9 protein-coding genes and 4 pseudogenes are annotated in these 17,848 nt (G+C 67.6%); 9 read left to right on the forward strand and 4 right to left on the reverse strand.

Annotation, left to right across the window (positions count from 1 at the left end; all coding sequences use genetic code 11):
* Positions 1-172: pseudogene (locus ADL01_RS43975) on the forward strand (IS701 family transposase); the annotation flags it as partial.
* Between the two features lie 91 nt (positions 173-263).
* Here ADL01_RS43975 and ADL01_RS24960 read toward each other — a convergent pair.
* From ADL01_RS24960 to ADL01_RS24970, 3 genes and pseudogenes are all read right to left on the reverse strand, one after another.
* Positions 264-625: pseudogene (locus ADL01_RS24960) on the reverse strand (transposase); the annotation flags it as partial.
* 49 nt (positions 626-674) lie between these two features.
* Positions 675-3,410, reverse strand: coding sequence for a glycoside hydrolase family 2 protein (locus ADL01_RS24965; protein ID WP_053744256.1), 2,736 nt, complete (start codon positions 3,408-3,410; stop codon positions 675-677).
* Between the two features lie 141 nt (positions 3,411-3,551).
* Positions 3,552-4,736 (reverse strand): ROK family transcriptional regulator, encoded by a 1,185-nt coding sequence (locus ADL01_RS24970; protein WP_053744314.1) that lies wholly within the window; start codon positions 4,734-4,736, stop codon positions 3,552-3,554.
* Between the two features lie 198 nt (positions 4,737-4,934).
* Between ADL01_RS24970 and ADL01_RS24975 the strand changes: the two genes are divergently transcribed.
* The 8 genes and pseudogenes from ADL01_RS24975 (at position 4,935) to ADL01_RS25005 (ending at position 16,994) form a co-directional block, all read left to right on the forward strand.
* Complete coding sequence (locus ADL01_RS24975; RefSeq protein ID WP_078960740.1) at positions 4,935-6,389, forward strand: APC family permease; 1,455 nt, start codon at positions 4,935-4,937, stop codon at positions 6,387-6,389.
* 346 nt (positions 6,390-6,735) lie between these two features.
* Positions 6,736-6,876, forward strand: coding sequence for a pyrroloquinoline quinone precursor peptide PqqA (gene pqqA, locus ADL01_RS44880; protein WP_159049626.1), 141 nt, complete (start codon positions 6,736-6,738; stop codon positions 6,874-6,876).
* Between the two features lie 128 nt (positions 6,877-7,004).
* Positions 7,005-7,421: pseudogene (locus ADL01_RS42510) on the forward strand (pyrroloquinoline quinone biosynthesis protein C); the annotation flags it as partial.
* A 340-nt stretch (positions 7,422-7,761) separates the two neighbouring features.
* Positions 7,762-8,982: a glycoside hydrolase family 88/105 protein gene (locus ADL01_RS24985; protein WP_053744258.1), complete on the forward strand. Its 1,221-nt coding sequence runs from the start codon at positions 7,762-7,764 to the stop codon at positions 8,980-8,982.
* A gap of 246 nt (positions 8,983-9,228) precedes the next feature.
* Positions 9,229-12,477: a glycosyl hydrolase family 28 protein gene (locus ADL01_RS42515; protein WP_078960741.1), complete on the forward strand. Its 3,249-nt coding sequence runs from the start codon at positions 9,229-9,231 to the stop codon at positions 12,475-12,477.
* Positions 12,474-13,823 carry a glycoside hydrolase family 27 protein gene (locus tag ADL01_RS24995; RefSeq protein ID WP_053744259.1) on the forward strand — a complete coding sequence of 450 codons (1,350 nt, stop codon included), beginning with the start codon at positions 12,474-12,476 and terminating at the stop codon, positions 13,821-13,823. The genes ADL01_RS42515 and ADL01_RS24995 overlap by 4 nt, the downstream gene beginning before the upstream one ends.
* 109 nt (positions 13,824-13,932) lie before the next feature.
* Complete coding sequence (locus ADL01_RS25000) at positions 13,933-14,943, forward strand: chitinase (protein WP_234354780.1); 1,011 nt, start codon at positions 13,933-13,935, stop codon at positions 14,941-14,943.
* Between the two features lie 14 nt (positions 14,944-14,957).
* Entirely contained in the window at positions 14,958-16,994 is a 2,037-nt protein-coding gene (locus tag ADL01_RS25005) for a PQQ-dependent sugar dehydrogenase (RefSeq protein WP_053744261.1), read from the forward strand.
* Between the two features lie 409 nt (positions 16,995-17,403).
* Here ADL01_RS25005 and ADL01_RS46560 read toward each other — a convergent pair.
* A pseudogene (locus tag ADL01_RS46560) lies at positions 17,404-17,559 on the reverse strand (TetR/AcrR family transcriptional regulator); the annotation flags it as partial.
* Between the last annotated feature and the right edge of the window lie 289 nt (positions 17,560-17,848).

Here is a 17,848-nt window from a genome sequence, read left to right on the forward strand (position 1 = left end):
CTGGCGGATCGAGCACGACTACCGCGAGATGAAACAGGCCCTTGGCCTGGCCCACTTCGAGGGCCGCACCTGGAACGGCTGGCACCACCACGTCACCCTCGTCTCCGCCGCCCACGCCTTCTGCACACTCCAGCGACTGGCCCGGACCCCAAAAGAGACGGCGCCGGCCTGACCCTCTACCAGGTCGTCCACGAGATGCAGTTACTCCTCGCCGTCTGGACCGGCCCCTGCCCCACCTGTCACCGCGACATACCCACAGCGATACCGACCTGACCAAGGACTACTAGGGCCTCCGCCACCGACATCTTCCCGCCCTTGGGGAACAACACGTCGTCGACCGCCCACGCGTCCGGGCCGACCCGGGGCACCATCCGCTGCGCGATCCGCCACCGCACCGGCACCGGATCCCACGTCGACTGGTTCACGAACTGCTGCAGGTTCTGCTCGTTGCCGTCCGGCAGCCCCTCCGCCATCGGCTGGATCGACTGCGCCGCCCGTCCAGGATCAGCCCCCGCAGACAGCAGTCGCTCTTGGCCCGCTTGTCCTTGCGCGGCACCGAGGCGAACGCATCAGCCACGAATAGCGCCAACTTCGCCCGAGCCCGGTTCACTTCATGTGCGTCCACACCCCCAGCGATCCCCCAAACAGGACCGACAGGCAGACGTAACGGAGTCCTACCAGACCGCCGGCACGGTCCGCTCCGGGGTGTTCCACCCCGATACCCGCACCTGAGGCGCGGCCCCGTGCAGATCAGGCGTCCGGTAGGTGGCCGTCAGAGTCATCGACTCGCCCGGCCACAGGCTGACTTGGTTGTCGGACCACTGAACCGGCAGCACAGGCTTGCCCGTTGGATCAACGAGGTGGACATCGGTGAGCAGCGACGGCGTCTTCCCGGTGCCCGTGTTCCGTACGGTGACCGTCGTCGTGGACGTGCCGCCCGGGCCGGAGGAGGTCGAAGCCGACGCCGAAACCGGCACCTGCGCCATCGAGTTGAGCCCACGGAGGTCCGCGTAGCTCGTCGTCGGCGTGTAGTACCAGTCGGTGTTGGCCCAGTCGAGGGTGTCGGCCTTGGTGGACAGCCAGTAGACGTTGCGGCTGACCTCCTTGCCTGTGGAGTCGGTGAGGGTCAGACGCGCGAGGTACGTCGTCGACAGTCCGCTCACCGAGGCGGGCACCGTGAGCGCGGTGCTGCGCGCACCGTCCCCGCCCACACTCACACCGGCCGCCGTCCTGTCGTACTTCTGCGAACCGTCGGTGTTGAACAGGGTGACTCGGGCCGTGAGGCCGGACGCGGACGCGTGCCGGCTGTTCACCACCACGACCGAGCTGTTGTCGTACGAGTACTGGATGTGCAGCGGCTCGTTCGCCTTCTTGGCGCCGAAGTACGCGCCACCCTGATCGAGGTAACGGTCCATCAACTGCCAGTGCAGCGAGGTCCATCCGCTGTTGAACATCCAGTAGACGACTCCGGTCGCGGGCTTGGAGGAGTCGGTGGCGTTCCGCCCGTACGCCTCGTACTGCGTACGCACGTTCTCGTACTGGGCGAGCTGCGCCTTGCGTACGTAGTCCGTGAGCCCGGTCGGTGGGCCGTAGCGGCCGGTCAGGGCGTCGTCGTAGAGCTTGAGGGTGCCGAAGGTCGACGACGGCGAGCGGTGGTACTGCTTGGCGCTCGGATTCTTCCAGAGGGTGTCCAGCTCAGCGGGGGACATCATCCGGCGCAGCGTGTCGAGCGTGGGGATGTCAGGGCCCGCGCTGGTCTCGGAGTTGAAGCCTGTGGCGCCGCCCTCGCGCTTGGCGTACCAGTAGTTCGGCGGGACCCAGTCGTACGGCCCGGTCATCTTCATGCCCGAACTGCCGCTGGTCGGCGAGGACTTGTCCGAGGCGGCGGAGACCACGGGTGTCGGCCAGTCGGCTGCCTTCAGGGCGTCGAGGTAGTTCTTCTCGATCGCGGCGTCCGGCGCGAAGTCGCTGCCGATGAGAAACGAGATGACGCTCGGGTGGTCACGCAGGCGCGCGGCCTCGGCGGCCATCGACGCCTTGGCGACGGGATAGTCGGCGGCGGTCCACTTGTCGCCCGCCTCGCTGCCGTTGACGTTGCCCTCCCACTTGTCGCAGCACTCCCAGCCGGACAGCGTGAGGATGCCGTACCGGTCCGCGAGGTCGAAGAACTCGTCCGGCTCGATGTGCCCTTCGAGGCGGATCGTGTTCAGGCCCAGGTCGAGCGCGTACTTCAGCCGGTCCTCGACATAGGTTTTGTCCCAGCGCAGGAACTCGTCGGGGGACCAGCCGCCGCCCTTGATGAGCAGCTCGCGGCCGTTGACGCTGTACTGCCGTGCGCCGTCGGAGTCGAGAGGTGCCTTCACGTCGCGGATGCCGAAGTCCTCGTGAGCGGTGTCGGAGGGGGTGCCGGAGACGGCGGCGGTCAGGTCGAGGCCGTACAGCGGCTGTCCGCCCATGCCGGCCGGCCACCACACTTTCGGGGACGCCAGACGCAGGGCAGGGAAGTCGGCCGGCGCGAAGGTGACCGCCTTCGTCTCGTGCGCGGCGAGCGGGACGGTCTTCGTGAAGGTGGCCGACCCGATGGTGCCGGAGACCGTGGCCGTGACAGCGGAGTCCGTCTCGTTGCGCGCCCGCGCCTTGACCGTCAGGTCCGCGGAGGCGCGCGACGGCAGGGCGAGCCTGGTCACCACGTGCGCATCGCGCAGCGCGACCGGGCCGCCACGGCGGACGAGGACGTCGCGGACGATGCCCATGTTCTCGTCGGGCGGCGGCTGGAGCCAGTCGATCCAGCCCATGGTCAGGTTCTTGTTCGGGTCGCCTGGCCGGATGCGGAAGGCGACGGTGTTCGTGCCCGCCCGCACCAGCGACGTGATGTCCAGCTCGTGGCGCGTGTAGGCACCCGCCACGTCGGCGGCCCTGGCGACCTGCTCGCCGTTGACGTACACGTCGGCCGCCGAGATCACCCCGCTGAAGTCCAGGTAGCTGCGCTCGGTCGTGTCGGTGACCGTGAAGTCCGAGCGGTACCACCAGGGAACCTCGAAGTCGGCTTTCGGGATCTTCTGCTGATTGGTGGAGTAGAACGGGTCGGCGTACTTCCCGTCCGCGAGCAGTGCCGCGAGGACCGTGGAGCGGGACCCCGCCGGGTACCAGTCGCTTGCCGGATAGCCGGGACGGGAGACGTCGGCCGCCGAGTCGGTGACCTTGGCCGACGACTGGATCGCGTACCCGGAAAGGGCGGTGGCGCTTCCCGCGGTGGAAGCCACCGCTGTGACCCGGGCACGCTGAGTCGTGGCCGAGCCGGGACGGCGTTGCTCTGCCCACGCGCTGGTCGAGAGGGTGCACATGAGGCCCAGGGCGACGGCGGCCGTGGCGAAGCGCCGGCCTGGCCCGGAAGCAGGGCGGTGGAACACGGTGGTCTCCTTGGGAGGTGGGGGAGCATCCGCGTTACGGCACTGCAAGTTAGGAAACTTTACTAACTGGCCCATAAGCTAAGTGGCTGAGTGAGCCATGTCAATCACGGCCTCCCTCGGGGGGCGGGGAGCAGCCCCGCTTCAGGAAGCCGAGCGCCGCTCGAACACCACGTCCCGCGCCGTCCCCAGCGCCGTCGCCACCGCGCCGAGCAGCACGGCATCCTCGCCCAGCCGGCCCGGTACGATCTTCGGCCGCAACGGTGTGAGCGTACGCAGCGTCTCGCGCACCGGCCGCAGCAGCAGGTCGATGCTGTGGCCCACGCCCCCGCCGAGGACCACCAGATCGGGGTCGAGCACCGCGGCGGCGGCCGCGACCGTGTGGGCGATCCGCTCGCCCTCCAGGCGAACGGCCGCCGCCGCGGCGGGATTTCCCTGCCGTGCCGCGTCGAACACGGCCTTCGCGGTGAGCTGCTGCCCGGTCATTCCGAAGTGCCGCGCCGCCTCGACGACGGCCACGCCCGACACCGCGTCCTCCAGCGTCTCCGGCTTCTGCTGCCCCGGCCACGGCAGGAACCCGATCTCCCCGGCCCCGCCGTGCGCGCCAGTGAACAGCCGCCCCTCACTGACGACGCCCATGCCGAGACCGGTACCGATCATGATGTACGTGAACAGGCGGCTGCCCGCGCCGACGCCGAAGGTGTACTCGCCCAGTGCCGCGAGGTTGGCGTCGTTGTGCACCTCCAGCGGGATGCCGAGTTCCTCTCGCATCCGGTCGAAGAGGCCCGCCCGGCCCCATCCGGGCAGATGCATCGCGTACCGCACCCGGCGCTGCTTCTCGTCGTACACGCCGGGCGTGCCCGCCACGGCGTGCGCCACCTTGTCCGCGCCGACACCGGAGTTGGCGACGACCTGCCGTGCCGTGGAGACCACCAGGTCCGTCATGGCACCCGAGCTGCGCGCCCGGTTGCGCACATCGGCGCGCGCGACCACGGCGCCGTCCAGATCGGCGACGGCCACGCGCAGCCAACTGCGGCCGATGTCGATACCCAGGGCGTATCCGGCCGCAGGATCGGGGGCGTACAGGACGGCCACCCGGCCGCGCTCCGGTGTATGAGTGCCCACCTCGTGGACGAGCCCGGCCTCCTCCAGTGCCGCGAGAGCGCTGGAGACCGTCGGCTTCGACAGGCCCGTCTCGCGGGCGAGTTGGGCACGCGAGGCGGCGCCGCCGGTGCGCAGCCGGTCGAGGAGCAGCCGCTCGTTGGTGCTGCGCAGCCGCTGACGGTTCCAGGGCTGTGCCGGCTGCTCGGCGGCGTCGCCGGCGGGCATCGCATCATTCTCACGCATTCATGACACCCTCTTGACGCATCTAGTAAGGCTCCTTAACTTTATCGCCCAGTCAGCCTCGCCGGGCGAGCCGAGGGGAGCCCAGCGCCGGCCGGTCACCCGCCGCCCTTGTCAAGAGGCCGCCAACAGACGTCGGCCCTCATGTCGTACCTCTCCCCGCGTCCTGCTTCAGGAGGCCCCATGTCCGGTAGCCCGCCACCCACCGGCGGTTTTGTCCGCAGCGTCGGCCTGTTCCAGTCAACCGCCATCAACATGAGCCAGATGTGCGGCATCGGGCCGTTCGTGACGATCCCGCTGATGGTCACCGCGTTCGGCGGCCCACAGGCGATCATCGGCTTCGGCGCGGGCGCCGTTCTGGCGCTCGCGGACGGACTCGTCTGGGCCGAGCTGGGCGCCTCGATGCCCGGTTCGGGCGGCAGTTACGTGTATCTGCGCCAGGCCTTCCAGTACCGCACAGGCCGCCTCATGCCGTTCCTTTTCGTGTGGACGGCGATGCTCTTCATCCCGCTGATCATGTCCACCGGCGTAGTCGGTTTCGTCCAGTACCTGGGCTATCTGTTCCCGGGCATGGGCAGGACAACGGGCGATCTCGTAGGCCTCGGCATCGTCGCCCTGGTGGTCGTCCTGCTCTGGCGGGGCACGGAGCTCATCGCCCGCATCACCGCCGTCATGTGGGCGGTCATGATCACCTCGGTCGTCCTGGTGATCGTGGCCGCGGCGACCGACTTCAGCGCGCACCTGGCCTTCACCTACCCGGCGCACGCCTTCGACTTCGCGAGCAACCACTTCTGGATCGGCTTCGCCGCGGGCCTGACGATCGGTATCTACGACTACCTGGGTTACAACACGACCGCGTACATGGGCGCGGAGATCAAGGACCCGGGCCGCACTCTGCCCCGCTCCATCGTCTTCTCGATCCTCGGCATCATGGCGATCTACCTTCTCCTGCAGATCGGCACGCTCGGCGTCATCGACTGGCACCGGATGACGGACCCGGGCGACATCGCCGCCACGTCCGTGGCCTCGGCGGTCATGGAGGAAACCTGGGGCAAGGGCGCAGCGGACACGGTCACGGTCCTGATCCTCATCACAGCGTTCGCCTCTGTCTTCACGGGTCTGCTGGGCGGCTCGCGCGTTCCGTACGACGCCGCCCGTGACCGGGTCTTCTTCCGCCCGTACGCCAAACTGCACCCCCGGCACCGCTTCCCGACGCTGGGCCTGGCGACCATGGGCGTCATCACGGCGATCGGCTTCCTGATCGGCCGCCACACCGACCTGGCCACGCTCATCCAACTCCTCACCACGGTCATGGTGATCGTCCAGGCACTGGCCCAGGTGCTCGCCCTCTCGGTCCTCCGCAAGCGCCAACCGACCCTCCGCCGCCCTTACCGCATGTGGCTGTACCCGCTGCCCAGTTTCCTCGCCCTCGCGGGCTGGCTCACCATCTACGGATACGCGGACAAGAACTCCCCGGGCCGCCACCCCGTCGAATGGTCCCTGGCCTGGCTCGCACTCGGCTGTGTCGCCTTCGTCATCTGGGCACGCCTGGAGAAGGTGTGGCCCTTCGGACCGAAGGAGATCACGGAGGAGTACCTCACCGCACCGACCCCGGACGCGGAGCCCGCGGGGACGTGAGGACGGGGCGGGGACCACGAGGTCACGCGCGACGTCCACCACGGCGTCGGCGTGGGGGCGGTGAGGAATGCAGTCGTCCCGCCGCCCCTGGTCATTGCCGGCGGGCTGATCGATGCGGGCCGGAGCGCCCCGTAAGGGGCGGTACCGGGTCAGGTGGTCGAGGCCCGACCGAGGGATTGGCCAGAAATGGATCCGACCTTATCGGTCCGGACCATTGACCACGTCCGCCCTTACGGGGACTCTATTGCACGCTGCTGAACCTAGTGCACGCACGTGAACACTAGCCCCTGTCTGGGGTTTCAGTTCGCCCCCCACGCTCACCTCTCGGGAAAGCGGGTACGCACACATGAACGAGACGGCGCACGCCATCCAGCACATGGGACAGTTCCTTCAGGAGACATCGGAGGACATGGTCGGGGAGGCACCCGGGAATCTGGTCGTCGAGACCGCCCTGGAGGTCACCGCCTACGCATTCGGCGACCGGTAACGAGCGTGCCCGCGACGTCCGTGCGCGACGACGGCGCCGCGGCCCCTTGGCGGACTCCCGAGTTCACCGAGCGGCTGCGTGCCGTCGCCGAGGAGCGTCACCACGACCGGCACCCCTTCAACCTCCGGATGCACCGAGGGGAGTTGACGAGTGACAAGCTGTGCCCCTGGATCGCCAACCGCTTCCACCACCAGCGGCACATCCCCGTCAAGGACGCCCTGATCCTCACCAGGTTCGACGACCCGTCGCTGCGCCGCGCCAGACCGCGCCGAATCCAGGACCACGACGGGGTGCGTGACGGCGAGGGCGGCATCGAGCGTCGGCTGCGGCTCGGCGAGGCCGCCGACCTGACCCGCGATCAGCGGCTGGACCTGCCGCCCGGCATACGGCCTGCGGTCGAGGGTTATGCGAACCTCTGCCGCCTGAGCCCCGCGCTGGACGCCGTTGCCGCCTCGCTCACCGAGTTGCCGGCTCCCGGCCCTATGCGCACCCGCATCGCGGCCTTCGAACGCCACTCCCCCTGGATCGCCGCCGATGGCCTCGCCCACTTCCATATCCGGATCGGGCAGGGCGGCTGTGACGGCGAGGAGGCGCTCGCGCTGGTGCGGGCCTTCAACGCCCACCGGGGCCAGGACTGGATGCGGGATCCCTGCCGCACCTGCGCCCTGCGCACCACCGACTTCGGCGGCTGCCGCTGCCAGGCGTATGCGCTGACCGGCGAAGCCGACCGCGCCGACCCGGTCTGCCTGCGCTCGCCCGACCACCACCCCGTACGCGATCTCGTCGATGAAGCCGCCGGGCCACGTACGGACCTCGCCTACGCCCTGTCGAGCGTGTTGAGTCTGTCGGCCCCACTGATGCCGACCCTATTCGAGAGGGAGGATCATGAGACGTCTGAGCGCCGCGCTGACGGCGGGCGTGCTCGCCACCGCCGGGCTGGTGACGGTCACCGCGACCGCCCCCGCAACTCCCCTGGAGCACACCGCGGTCGCGCGAGCGGCCGCCGCCACCGACTGGTCCGTCGCCGTGGTCGACTCGACGACGGCCCGCTACACGCCGAGCACCATCGGCGGCTGGTCGTACCCCGTCGGCCTGTATCTCTACGGCCAGTACCTCACCTACCAACGCACACACGACGCGCGCTATCTCTCGTACATCAAGAGCTATGTCGACCGCTTCGTGAAGAGCGACGGATCGATGGACCAGGGCTTCAACAGCCTCGACAGCATGCAGGCCGGACGGCTGCTGGTGATCCTGCACCGCGAGACCGGCGAGGACCGCTACCGCAAGGCGGCCAAGAAGATCCGCGACCGGCTCGACACCTTCCCGCGCACGTCGGACGGGGGCTTCTGGCACGCCGACACCAGCAGCCGCGCCCATCAGCTCTGGTCGGACGGCGTCTACATGGTGAACCCGTTCCTCGTCGAGTACGGCAAGGAGTTCGGGGACTCGGCGTACGCGAACGACGAGGCCGCCAAGCAGCTGTACGTGTACGGCAGGCACCTCCAGGTCTCGGGCGGCCTGTTGAGGCACGCCTACGACGAGTCGAAGACCGCGAGCTGGGCCGATCCGGGAACCGGACTCGCACCCGAGCACTGGTGCAGGGCGGTCGGCTGGTACTCGATGGCGATCGTGAACGTGCTGGACGCGCTGCCCGTGAACCACGTACGCCGACCCCAACTCATCCGCGTTCTGCGGGACTTGGCGAAAGGCCTGGAAAAGTACCAGGACCCCGCGACCGGCCGCTGGTTCCAGGTCATCGACAAGGGCAGCAGGAGCGACAACTGGACCGAGACCTCCTGTTCCAGCATGTTCACCTACGCCCTCTCGCGCGGCGCCCAGCAGGGCTACCTCGACGCGCACTACAAGTCCGTCGCCCAGCGCGGTTACGAGGGTGTCCTCGCCAAGATCTCGCTCGGCTCCGACGGGCGCACAGACCTCACCGGTATCTCCATCGGCACGAACGTCGGCGACTACGCCTTCTACATCGCCCGGCCCCGGGAGACCAACGACTTCCATGGCCTCGGCGCCTTTCTGATCACGAACGAGCAGCTCAGAACACAAGCGCGGAACAAACCCATTCAGGACGACGTGAGCCGGCCATGAGCGCATCCCGAAGGACTCTGCTGGGCGCGGGGCTCGGCGGCCTGCCTGCCACCACCGCACACGCCGCCTCCTGGCGGCAACCACCTCAAGCAGACCGAGGGCCAGACCTGACGGGTCACGTACTCGATGTACCTCCCCAGCCCCAGCCACCTTCACCCACATCATGCGGACCTCAGGGTCTCCGCAGGACTGCTACCTCCTGCTCGGCGATCCGCGCGGCCACCAACTCGTGTAAGGAGCAGACCCATGCGGCAGCGCAAGCGATGGGCGGCGACCGTGTTCTTCGCGTTCGCCGTCGCGCTCGGCCTGGCCCAGCCCTCCGCGCCGGCCACCCCCCAACTCACGGACCGCGCAGAGACCAGTCAACTTCCCACCCGAGGAGCCGAGTTCGACGTACGTGACTACGGAGCCAAGGGCGACGGCGCCACCAACGACACCCCCGCCATCAACAAGGCTGTCACGGCGGCGAATACGGCGGGTGGCGGCGTGGTCCGCTTCCCGGCCGGCACGTACAAGTCCAAGAACACCATCCGTATGAAGAGCGAGGTCACGCTACAGGTCGACAAGGGCGCTACCATCCAGGGCTCCAGCGCCGACAGCTACGACGCGCCCGAGGACAACCCGTACGACGACTACCAGGACTACGGGCACAGTCACTTCCACAACGCGATGATCTACGGCGACAGGCTGAGGAACATCGGCTTCGTGGGCGAAGGTGTCATCGACGGCCTCGGCAACCTCGTCACCGGCAACCCCAAGTCCGGGGAGGCTGACAAGATCATCTCGCTGACCCGCTGCGACGGACTCCGCCTCGGCGACGGCATCACCCTCCGCAGGGGCGGCCACTTCGCGGCCCTCATCAACGGCTGTACGAACGTCACCTCGGACCGACTGAACATCGACACCGCGAGCGACCGCGACGGCTGGAACATCATCAGCACGACCAACGTCACCGTGACGAAGGCCAGCATCAAGGCCAACGACGACGCGCTCGTCTTCAAGAGCGACTACGCACTCGGCGCCAAGCTCCCCAACGGCCATGTGCGGGTGAGCGATTCCTATCTCTCGGCCGTCTGCTGCAACGCCCTCATGTTCGGCTCCGAGACCTGCGGCGACTTCTCCGACTACCAGTTCGCGAAGATCCGCATCGAGGGCTCCGACAAGTCCGGGCTCGGTATGGTCTCGATGGACGGCGCCAAGATCTCCGACGTCCACTACCGCGACATCACCATGACCGATGTGCGCTCGCCGATCATGCAGAAGATCGGCACCCGCAAGAGGTGCGGAAACAACCCGGGCGTCGGATCCATCAGCGACATCACGTACGACAACATCACCGCCACCGGGTCGAGCCCGTCGTTCAGCCCGACCCTGTGGGGCGAAAACGGCCACCGCATCAACGGCGTCACCCTCAACAACGTCGACATCACCGTGCCCGGCGGCAACGGCACCATGTCCACCGCCGTGCCGGGCAGCACCGCCACCGACTACAACCCGAACAGCATCGGCACCCGGCCCGCGTACGGCTGGTACCTCCACAACGCGGACAACGTCACCTTCACGGGCAGTTCGGTGAGGTTCGCGGCGAACGACGGGCGCCCGGCGGTCGTCGCGAACTCGGCGAGCGGTGTCAGGTTCAACCGCTTCACGGCTCAGCGCGGCGGCGACTCGCCCCACGACATCGGCTTCCAGTCCGTCACCGGCTACTGCCTGACGGACAGCCACACCCCGTCGGGCGGCGCGCTGCGAGTCTCCAGCAGCAGTGGATCCACGGAGAATTGCAGCTCGGCCGCGAAGCCGCTCGATCTGGACAACCCCCGCCAGGATTTCCTACGAGGCTCGGTCGGCGGACTCTTCCTGCACTGGGGTGAACGCACCGCCCCCGCCCACACCAGCTGCACCGGCTGGGAGAACGACGTCACCAGCGGCGGCTGGTCTCCCGCCTACTGGGTGAACGAGGCACTGAAGCTGCACACCCAGTACCTGGTGCTCGCCACCTTCCACAGCCGGCTCGGCTATGCCCGTCCCTGGCCGTCGAAGATCCCCGGCAGCTGCTCCACCGAGCGGGACTTCGTCGGCGAGCTGATCACCGCCGCCAAGGCCAAGGGGCTCAAGGTGATCCTCTACATGACCGACGACCCCCAGTGGCACAACGAGGGCGGACACGAGTGGCTCGACTCGGCCGCGTACTCCTCCTACAAGGGCAAGACGGTCGACCTCACCACCCGCGACGGCTTCGGGCAGTTCTCGTACGACAACTTCTTCGAGGTCATGGACCGCTACCCCGACCTCGGCGGCTTCTGGATCGACAACGACAACGCGTACTGGGAGAGCCACGACCTCTACGCGCAGATCCAGCGGAAGCGGCCCTCGTACACGCTCAGCAACAACAACGAGGACACGCCGATCATGGACATGATCAGCAATGAGCAGAAGACGGGGATGTCGCCGTCATACGACTACCCGCAGGCGACCTACACCGCTCAACCCCGGCTCACCGAGGCCGACTTCAAGCTGCCGTCCAGTGGGGCGTGGTGGTACGACGGCTCGAACCCGGCCGTCGACAAGATGCTCACGCTCGGCCGGCTCATCACCAACGCGGGCTCGTCCGTGAAGGCACTGATGGCCGAGACAGCACAGGTCAACGGCAAGTTCCCGAGCAGTCAGGCCGCCTTCAACAACTTCGCCGACTCCTATCTCGACCCCATCTGGGAATCGCTGCAGGGCACCGAGGGCGGCGGCTATATGTACGGCGGCCTCAAGCCCGGGTTCTGGAACGACGGCGCACACGGAGTGACGACGGTCGGCAAGAGCGATCCGAACCGCCAGTACGTGCATGTGCTGACGCCGCCCTCCACCAGCACCCTGCGCATCCGCGACAACGGCTACCGCGTCGCGTCCGTCACCAACCTCCGTACGGGAGCGGCGATTTCGTGGTCGCAGTCCGGCGGAGTGCTCACACTGAACGGGCTCGGCAACTGGGATCCGTACGACACCGTCTTCAAGGTCACGACCGCCGGACGGCAGGGGATTCTCTCGGGGGTCGGTGTGAGCGCGAGCGCCTCGGCGGGCGGTCACGGGGCGTCGGCCGCCGGAGACGGCGACTACCTGACCTACTGGGACAGCAACAAGACACTGCCGGTCAATCTCACCTTCGATCTCGGCAATTCGAAGAAGGTGCAGTACATCGGGCTCAACCAGCGCGAGGATTCGGTCGCCTATGCGCGCTCCGACACCGAACAGTCCGCCCGTATCAGGGGCTACAAGGTGTTCCTCAGTAACGACGGGACCAATTGGGGAAGCGCCGCCGAGACGGGCGAGCTTCCGAGCCGCCGGGGAATCCAGGGAATCGACCTCACGGCGGCCAATGCCCGCTATGTACGGCTCGAAATCGACACCACCTGGGCAGCGTCCAGCGACTCTGCCCGCTACAAGCGGCTGCGGATCGACGAGGCCTGGATCGGGACGGCCTATGCGACGGGAGCATCATCATGACACGTATCCGCATCCGATCACTGGCGGTCGCCCTGGCCGGGCTGCTGATCGCCTCCGCGATACCGCTGCTCGGCGGTGGGCATCCGGCCGCCGCCTCCGACAACGGTCAGTCCATCCGCCCCGCCATGGGCTGGAGCAGCTGGAGCTTCGTGCGCCGCTGGCCCACTGAGGACAAGATCAAGGCACAGGCGGACGGTCTGGTGTCCAGCGGGCTCAAGGACCAGGGATTCGTGTATGTGAATCTCGACGACTTCTGGCAGAAGTGCGACGCGAACGGATTCATCGTCGACTCCTACGGCCGCTGGACCGTCGACTCGGACAAATTCCCGTCCGGAATCAAGGCGCTCGCCGACCACATCCACTCCAAGGGGCTGAAGTTCGGCTTCTATGTGACGCCGGGCATCGCCAAGAACGCCGTCACCAAGAACACGCCGATCGAGGGGACTTCGTACCACGCGAAGGACATCGCGGACACTTCGAAGACCGAGAAGAACTACAACTGCAAGAACATGTACTACATCGACTACGGGAAGCCGGGCGCGCAGGAGTTCGTCAACTCGTGGGCGAAGCAGTTCGCTTCCTGGGGCGTCGACTACCTGAAGATCGACGGGGTGGGCAGCCAGGACATCCCGGACGTCCAGGCTTGGGACAAGGCGCTGCGAGCGACCGGACGGTCCATCAACTACGCGCTCTCCAACAATCTTCCGATCGCCGACGCCTCCACATGGCGTCAGCTGGCCAACAGTTGGCGCACGCAGGGTGATGTGGAGTGCTACTGCGGTCCGGACTCGAACGGCAGCGGCCATCCCCTCACCGACTGGGCGCACGTCTCGGCCCGCTTCACCTCGGCCGCCAACTGGCAGCAGTACGCGGGACCCGGCGGCTGGAACGACCTCGACTCGCTGGAGATCGGCAACGGCGACCAGGTCGGCCTCACCGCCGACCAACGCCGCTCGCACTTCACGCTGTGGGCGATGGCGGGCTCACCGCTGCTGCTCGGCACCGACCTGACGACGCTCGACTCCGTCGACAAGGCGATGCTGATGAACGACCGGCTCATCGGCGTCGACCAGGACGGCGTTGCGGCCAAACGCATTGTCACCAGTGGTGTCAAGCAGGTCTGGAGCAAGAAGGAAAAGAGCGGCGACTACGTCGTGGCGTTCTTCAACACCGGTACCTCCGGCAGCTCCACGGTCAGTGTGAACTGGTCGCAGGTCGGGTTCACAGGTTCCGGCGACGTCACGGACCTGTGGTCGGGCTCCGACAAGGGCACGATCACCGACTCGTACAGCGCGACCCTCCGGCCCGGCGAGACCCGTCTGATCCGGGTGACACCCCAGAGCTGAACGGCAGGAGCGGCAAGGTCTTCCGGCGTCGGGAGACCTGTGCCCTTCGACCGTCGAAAGCATTCCTGAGCGAGCCCCACACTCCCCCCACTCCAGGAGGACGATCCCCGTGCGTACCGCTGCACCTCCACGCAGTCCCGGCGTGGCCCTCGCCGCCCTTGTAGGGCTGTTGCTGTCGCTGCTGTTCGCCGTGCCGCCGGCTTCGCACGCGGCCACGGCGAGACCTCTTGCCTCCCCGGGCATGGCTGTCGCACCGTACGAGTACCTCGGCTGGGGCAGCCCGCAGAACCCGACCTCGGTGATGTCCGCGACCGGCGTCAAATGGTTCACGCTCGCCTTCATCCTCTCCGACGGTTCCTGCAACCCGAAGTGGGACGGCTCGCGCCCGCTGACCGGAGGCAACGACCAGTCGAAGATCGACGCGATCCGGGGGGCCGGCGGTGACGTCATCGTCTCCGTCGGCGGCTGGAGCGGGGCGAAACTCGGAGAGAAGTGCTCCAGCGCCTCGGCGCTGGCCGGCGCGTACCAGAAAGTCATCAACGCGTACCGCCTCAAGGTCATCGACATCGACATCGAGAACACCGAGTGGTCCAACGCGACGGTCCGGCAGCGGGTGATCGACGCGCTGAAGATCGTGAAGGCGAACAACTCCGGTCTGAAGACCGTCATCACCTTCGGCACGACGACCAGCGGCCCGGACTCCACCGGCGTCGACATGATCCAGCGCGGAGCCAATTCCGGTCTGGCGAACGACATCTGGTGCATCATGCCGTTCGACTTCGGGGGCGGCTCCAGCAACATGGGCACGCTGACCACCCAGGCCATGGAGGGCCTCAAGGCGCGAGTCAAGTCCGCGTACGACTACGCCGACTCGGCGGCGTACGCACACATCGGGCTGTCGTCGATGAACGGCAGGACCGACGACTCGGGCGAACTCGTCCGCGTCACGGACTTCAAGACCATGCTCGCCTACGCCCAGCAGCACCGCATCGCCCGCCTCACGTACTGGTCCGTCAACCGCGACCGGGCCTGCGGTTCCGGCTCCGCCGGTGACGCGTGCAGCGGCGTATCGCAGCAGCCGTACGACTACCTCAAGGTCTTCGCCCAGTACACGGGCTGAAAGGAGGGACAACCGTGAAGATCTTCCGTCGGATCGCCGCGAGCACGGCCCTGCTGCTCGGCGCCGGACTCGTCCAGGCCGCACCGGGGGCCGCCGCGGCGGCCCCCACCCGCTACGAGGCGGAGAACGCGTCATACGTCTCTGGCTCCACCGTGGACGACAACTTCGCCGGTTACTCCGGTACCGGATTCGTGAACACCCCGAACTCGGCGGGCAGTTACGTCGAGTTCACCGTCAACGCCGCAGGCGCGGGCAACGCGAAGCTCGCCTTGCGGTACGCCAACGGCACGACGGAGGACCGCCCGGCCGACATCGCGGTCAACGGCACCGTGGTCAAGTCCGGTTACTCGTTCCCACCCACCAGCACCTGGTCCGCCTGGACCACGACGACGGTCTCCGTCCCGGTCGGCGCGGGCAGCAACAAGGTCCGGCTCACCGCCACCGGCTCGGGCGGCCTGGCCAACACCGACTACCTCGACTTCGAACTCTCCTCGACCGACACGCAGGTCCCGAGCCGCCCGGGGCAGCCCAGTTGCTCGGCGATCAGCGAGGACGGGCTCGCCCTGTCCTGGGGTGCCTCGACCGACAACGTGGGCGTGGCCGCGTACGACATCTACGAGCACGGCAACAAGATCAGCGAGGCCGCGGGCAGTGCGAACTCCAAGGCGCTGACCGGGCTGAGTCCGAACACCACCTACAACCTGACGGTCATCGCCAGGGACGCGGCCGGCAACGCCTCGGCCGCGAGCCCGGTCGTGGACTGCACGACGTCGAGGAGCACCGACACCACCGCGCCGAGCAGGCCCGGCACTCTGTCGGCCGCCAATGTGGCCGCCACCAGCGCCGAGTTGAGCTGGGGCGCCGCGACGGACGACAGGGCCGTGGTCGGCTACGACGTACGCAGCGGCTCCACCGTCTACAAGACCGTCACGGGTACCTCGACCTCACTGACCGGGCTCGCCTGCAACAGCCCGTACGGGCTGAACGTGGTGGCACGCGATGCGGCGGGCAATGTGTCCGAGCAGAGCAACACCGTCAGCTTCACGACGAAGGCGTGTGTGACGGACGGCGGTGTCCCGTCGTCGATCGCCACCGTCTCCAGCGGCTGGACCATCCCCTGGGGCACCTACTGGATGCCCGACGGGCAGACCGCGCTGATCACCGAGCGGGACGACTTCCGGGTCTGGAAGGTGACCAAGGACGGAACGAAGACGCAGGTCGGTACCGTGCCGAACGCCGTCACGACCAACGGCGAAGGTGGACTGCTGGGCGTGGCGGTCGACCCCAAGTGGGAGACCAACCACTATGTGTACTTCATGCACACGGCGTCCGAGGACAACCGGGTCGTCCGCATGACGTACAACGGCAGCTCGCTGACCGGCTACACGGTCCTCCTCCAGGGCATCAAGAAGAACCGCTACCACAATGGCGGCCGGCTCGTCTTCGGCCCCGACGGCTATCTGTACGTCTCGACCGGCGAGGCCCAGACGCCCGACCTCGCGCAGGACAAGAACTCGCTCAACGGCAAGATCCTGCGTATGACAACGGACGGTAAGGCCGCCCCCGGCAATCCGTTCAACAACTACGCCTACAGTTACGGCCACCGCAATCCACAGGGTCTCGCCTTCGACCGCAACGGGCGCCTGTGGGAAGCGGAGTTCGGCAACAGTTCCAAGGACGAGCTGAACCTGATCAAGCCGGGCGCCAACTACGGCTGGCCGACCTGCGAGGGCACCTGTGATGTGTCGGGCATGACCAACCCGAAGAAGACGTGGAGCGTCTCCGAGGCCTCCCCGAGCGGGATCGCCATCGCCCGCAACGTCATCTACATGGCGTCCCTGCGGGGGGAGCGGCTGTGGCGGATCCCGATCACCGGTGACACGGAGAACGTCGGTACGGCGACGGCGTACTACGTGGGCACGTACGGACGCCTTCGTACGGTCACCAAGGTGCCAGGCGCCGACCAGCTCTGGCTCTCGACGACGAACAGCGACAACAACGGAGGCGAGGCGGACGGCTCTGACAAGATCTTCCGGGTGAGTATCGGCTAGTGTGACGCGCCAGGCCACGTGGGCTGACCCCGTGCCCGATTCTCCAGATCGGCGTCGGCACCCGCCACAAGGACGAGACGCAGGACCGCCGGAAGCCCGAACGCTGAAGACCGCCCGCCACAAGGCGGTGCTGCCCTGGCTGTCCGGGACAAACGGACGTGCCCGCCCCCAGCAGCTCCTCCACGATCACCGGTTCCTGGGCCTGAGCGCCGAAGTGCAAGGGAGTCCACACGTCGCCATCCGCAGCGCCCGGATCGGCTACTACCTCCGCCAACGCCACGCGGACCCCGGCGACGTCACCGTCAACGACGCCATAGTGCACCGCCGCACGACCCGACCGATCCCCAGCCGTCATGCCCCACATCCTCACCCGGCTTGACGAAACACACAGGGGTACCCACCGCACCCGCTACGCCTTCCGCGCTGACGTCCAGCCCTGGCGGCGGAGGCTTTCGAAGCCATCCAGGAGGAGATCCAGGGCGAATTCGAACTCGAACTGGTCGTCGCAGCCGCCACCGGCCGTGGAGCCCCTGTCGTGTGCGGCCGTCGCGGCCAGTTCCGCGACAGCGGCAAACCCGCCAACCGTCCGGCTGGGCGGGGTTCACGCCTGTGCTCGCTCTCGGATCTCGCGACGGCAATGCGTGCTCGGCACGGCCCTGGCGTTTGTCCGCCCAACTCATCACATATCCGCATCGCCAGGCTGCCCGTCGGGAACGCCGCCCGCGCCACCCGGGCCGTCCTCTGGAATCCCCTCGATTTTCCTGGCGTGCAACGACACCGACACCCTCCCCAGACACAACGTCGGCCTTCATGACCACAACGGGTCATGAAGGCCGACGGCACGTTCAGGCCCC

Source organism: Streptomyces sp. NRRL WC-3618, from assembly GCF_001280005.1.
Lineage (GTDB): Bacteria > Actinomycetota > Actinomycetes > Streptomycetales > Streptomycetaceae > Streptomyces.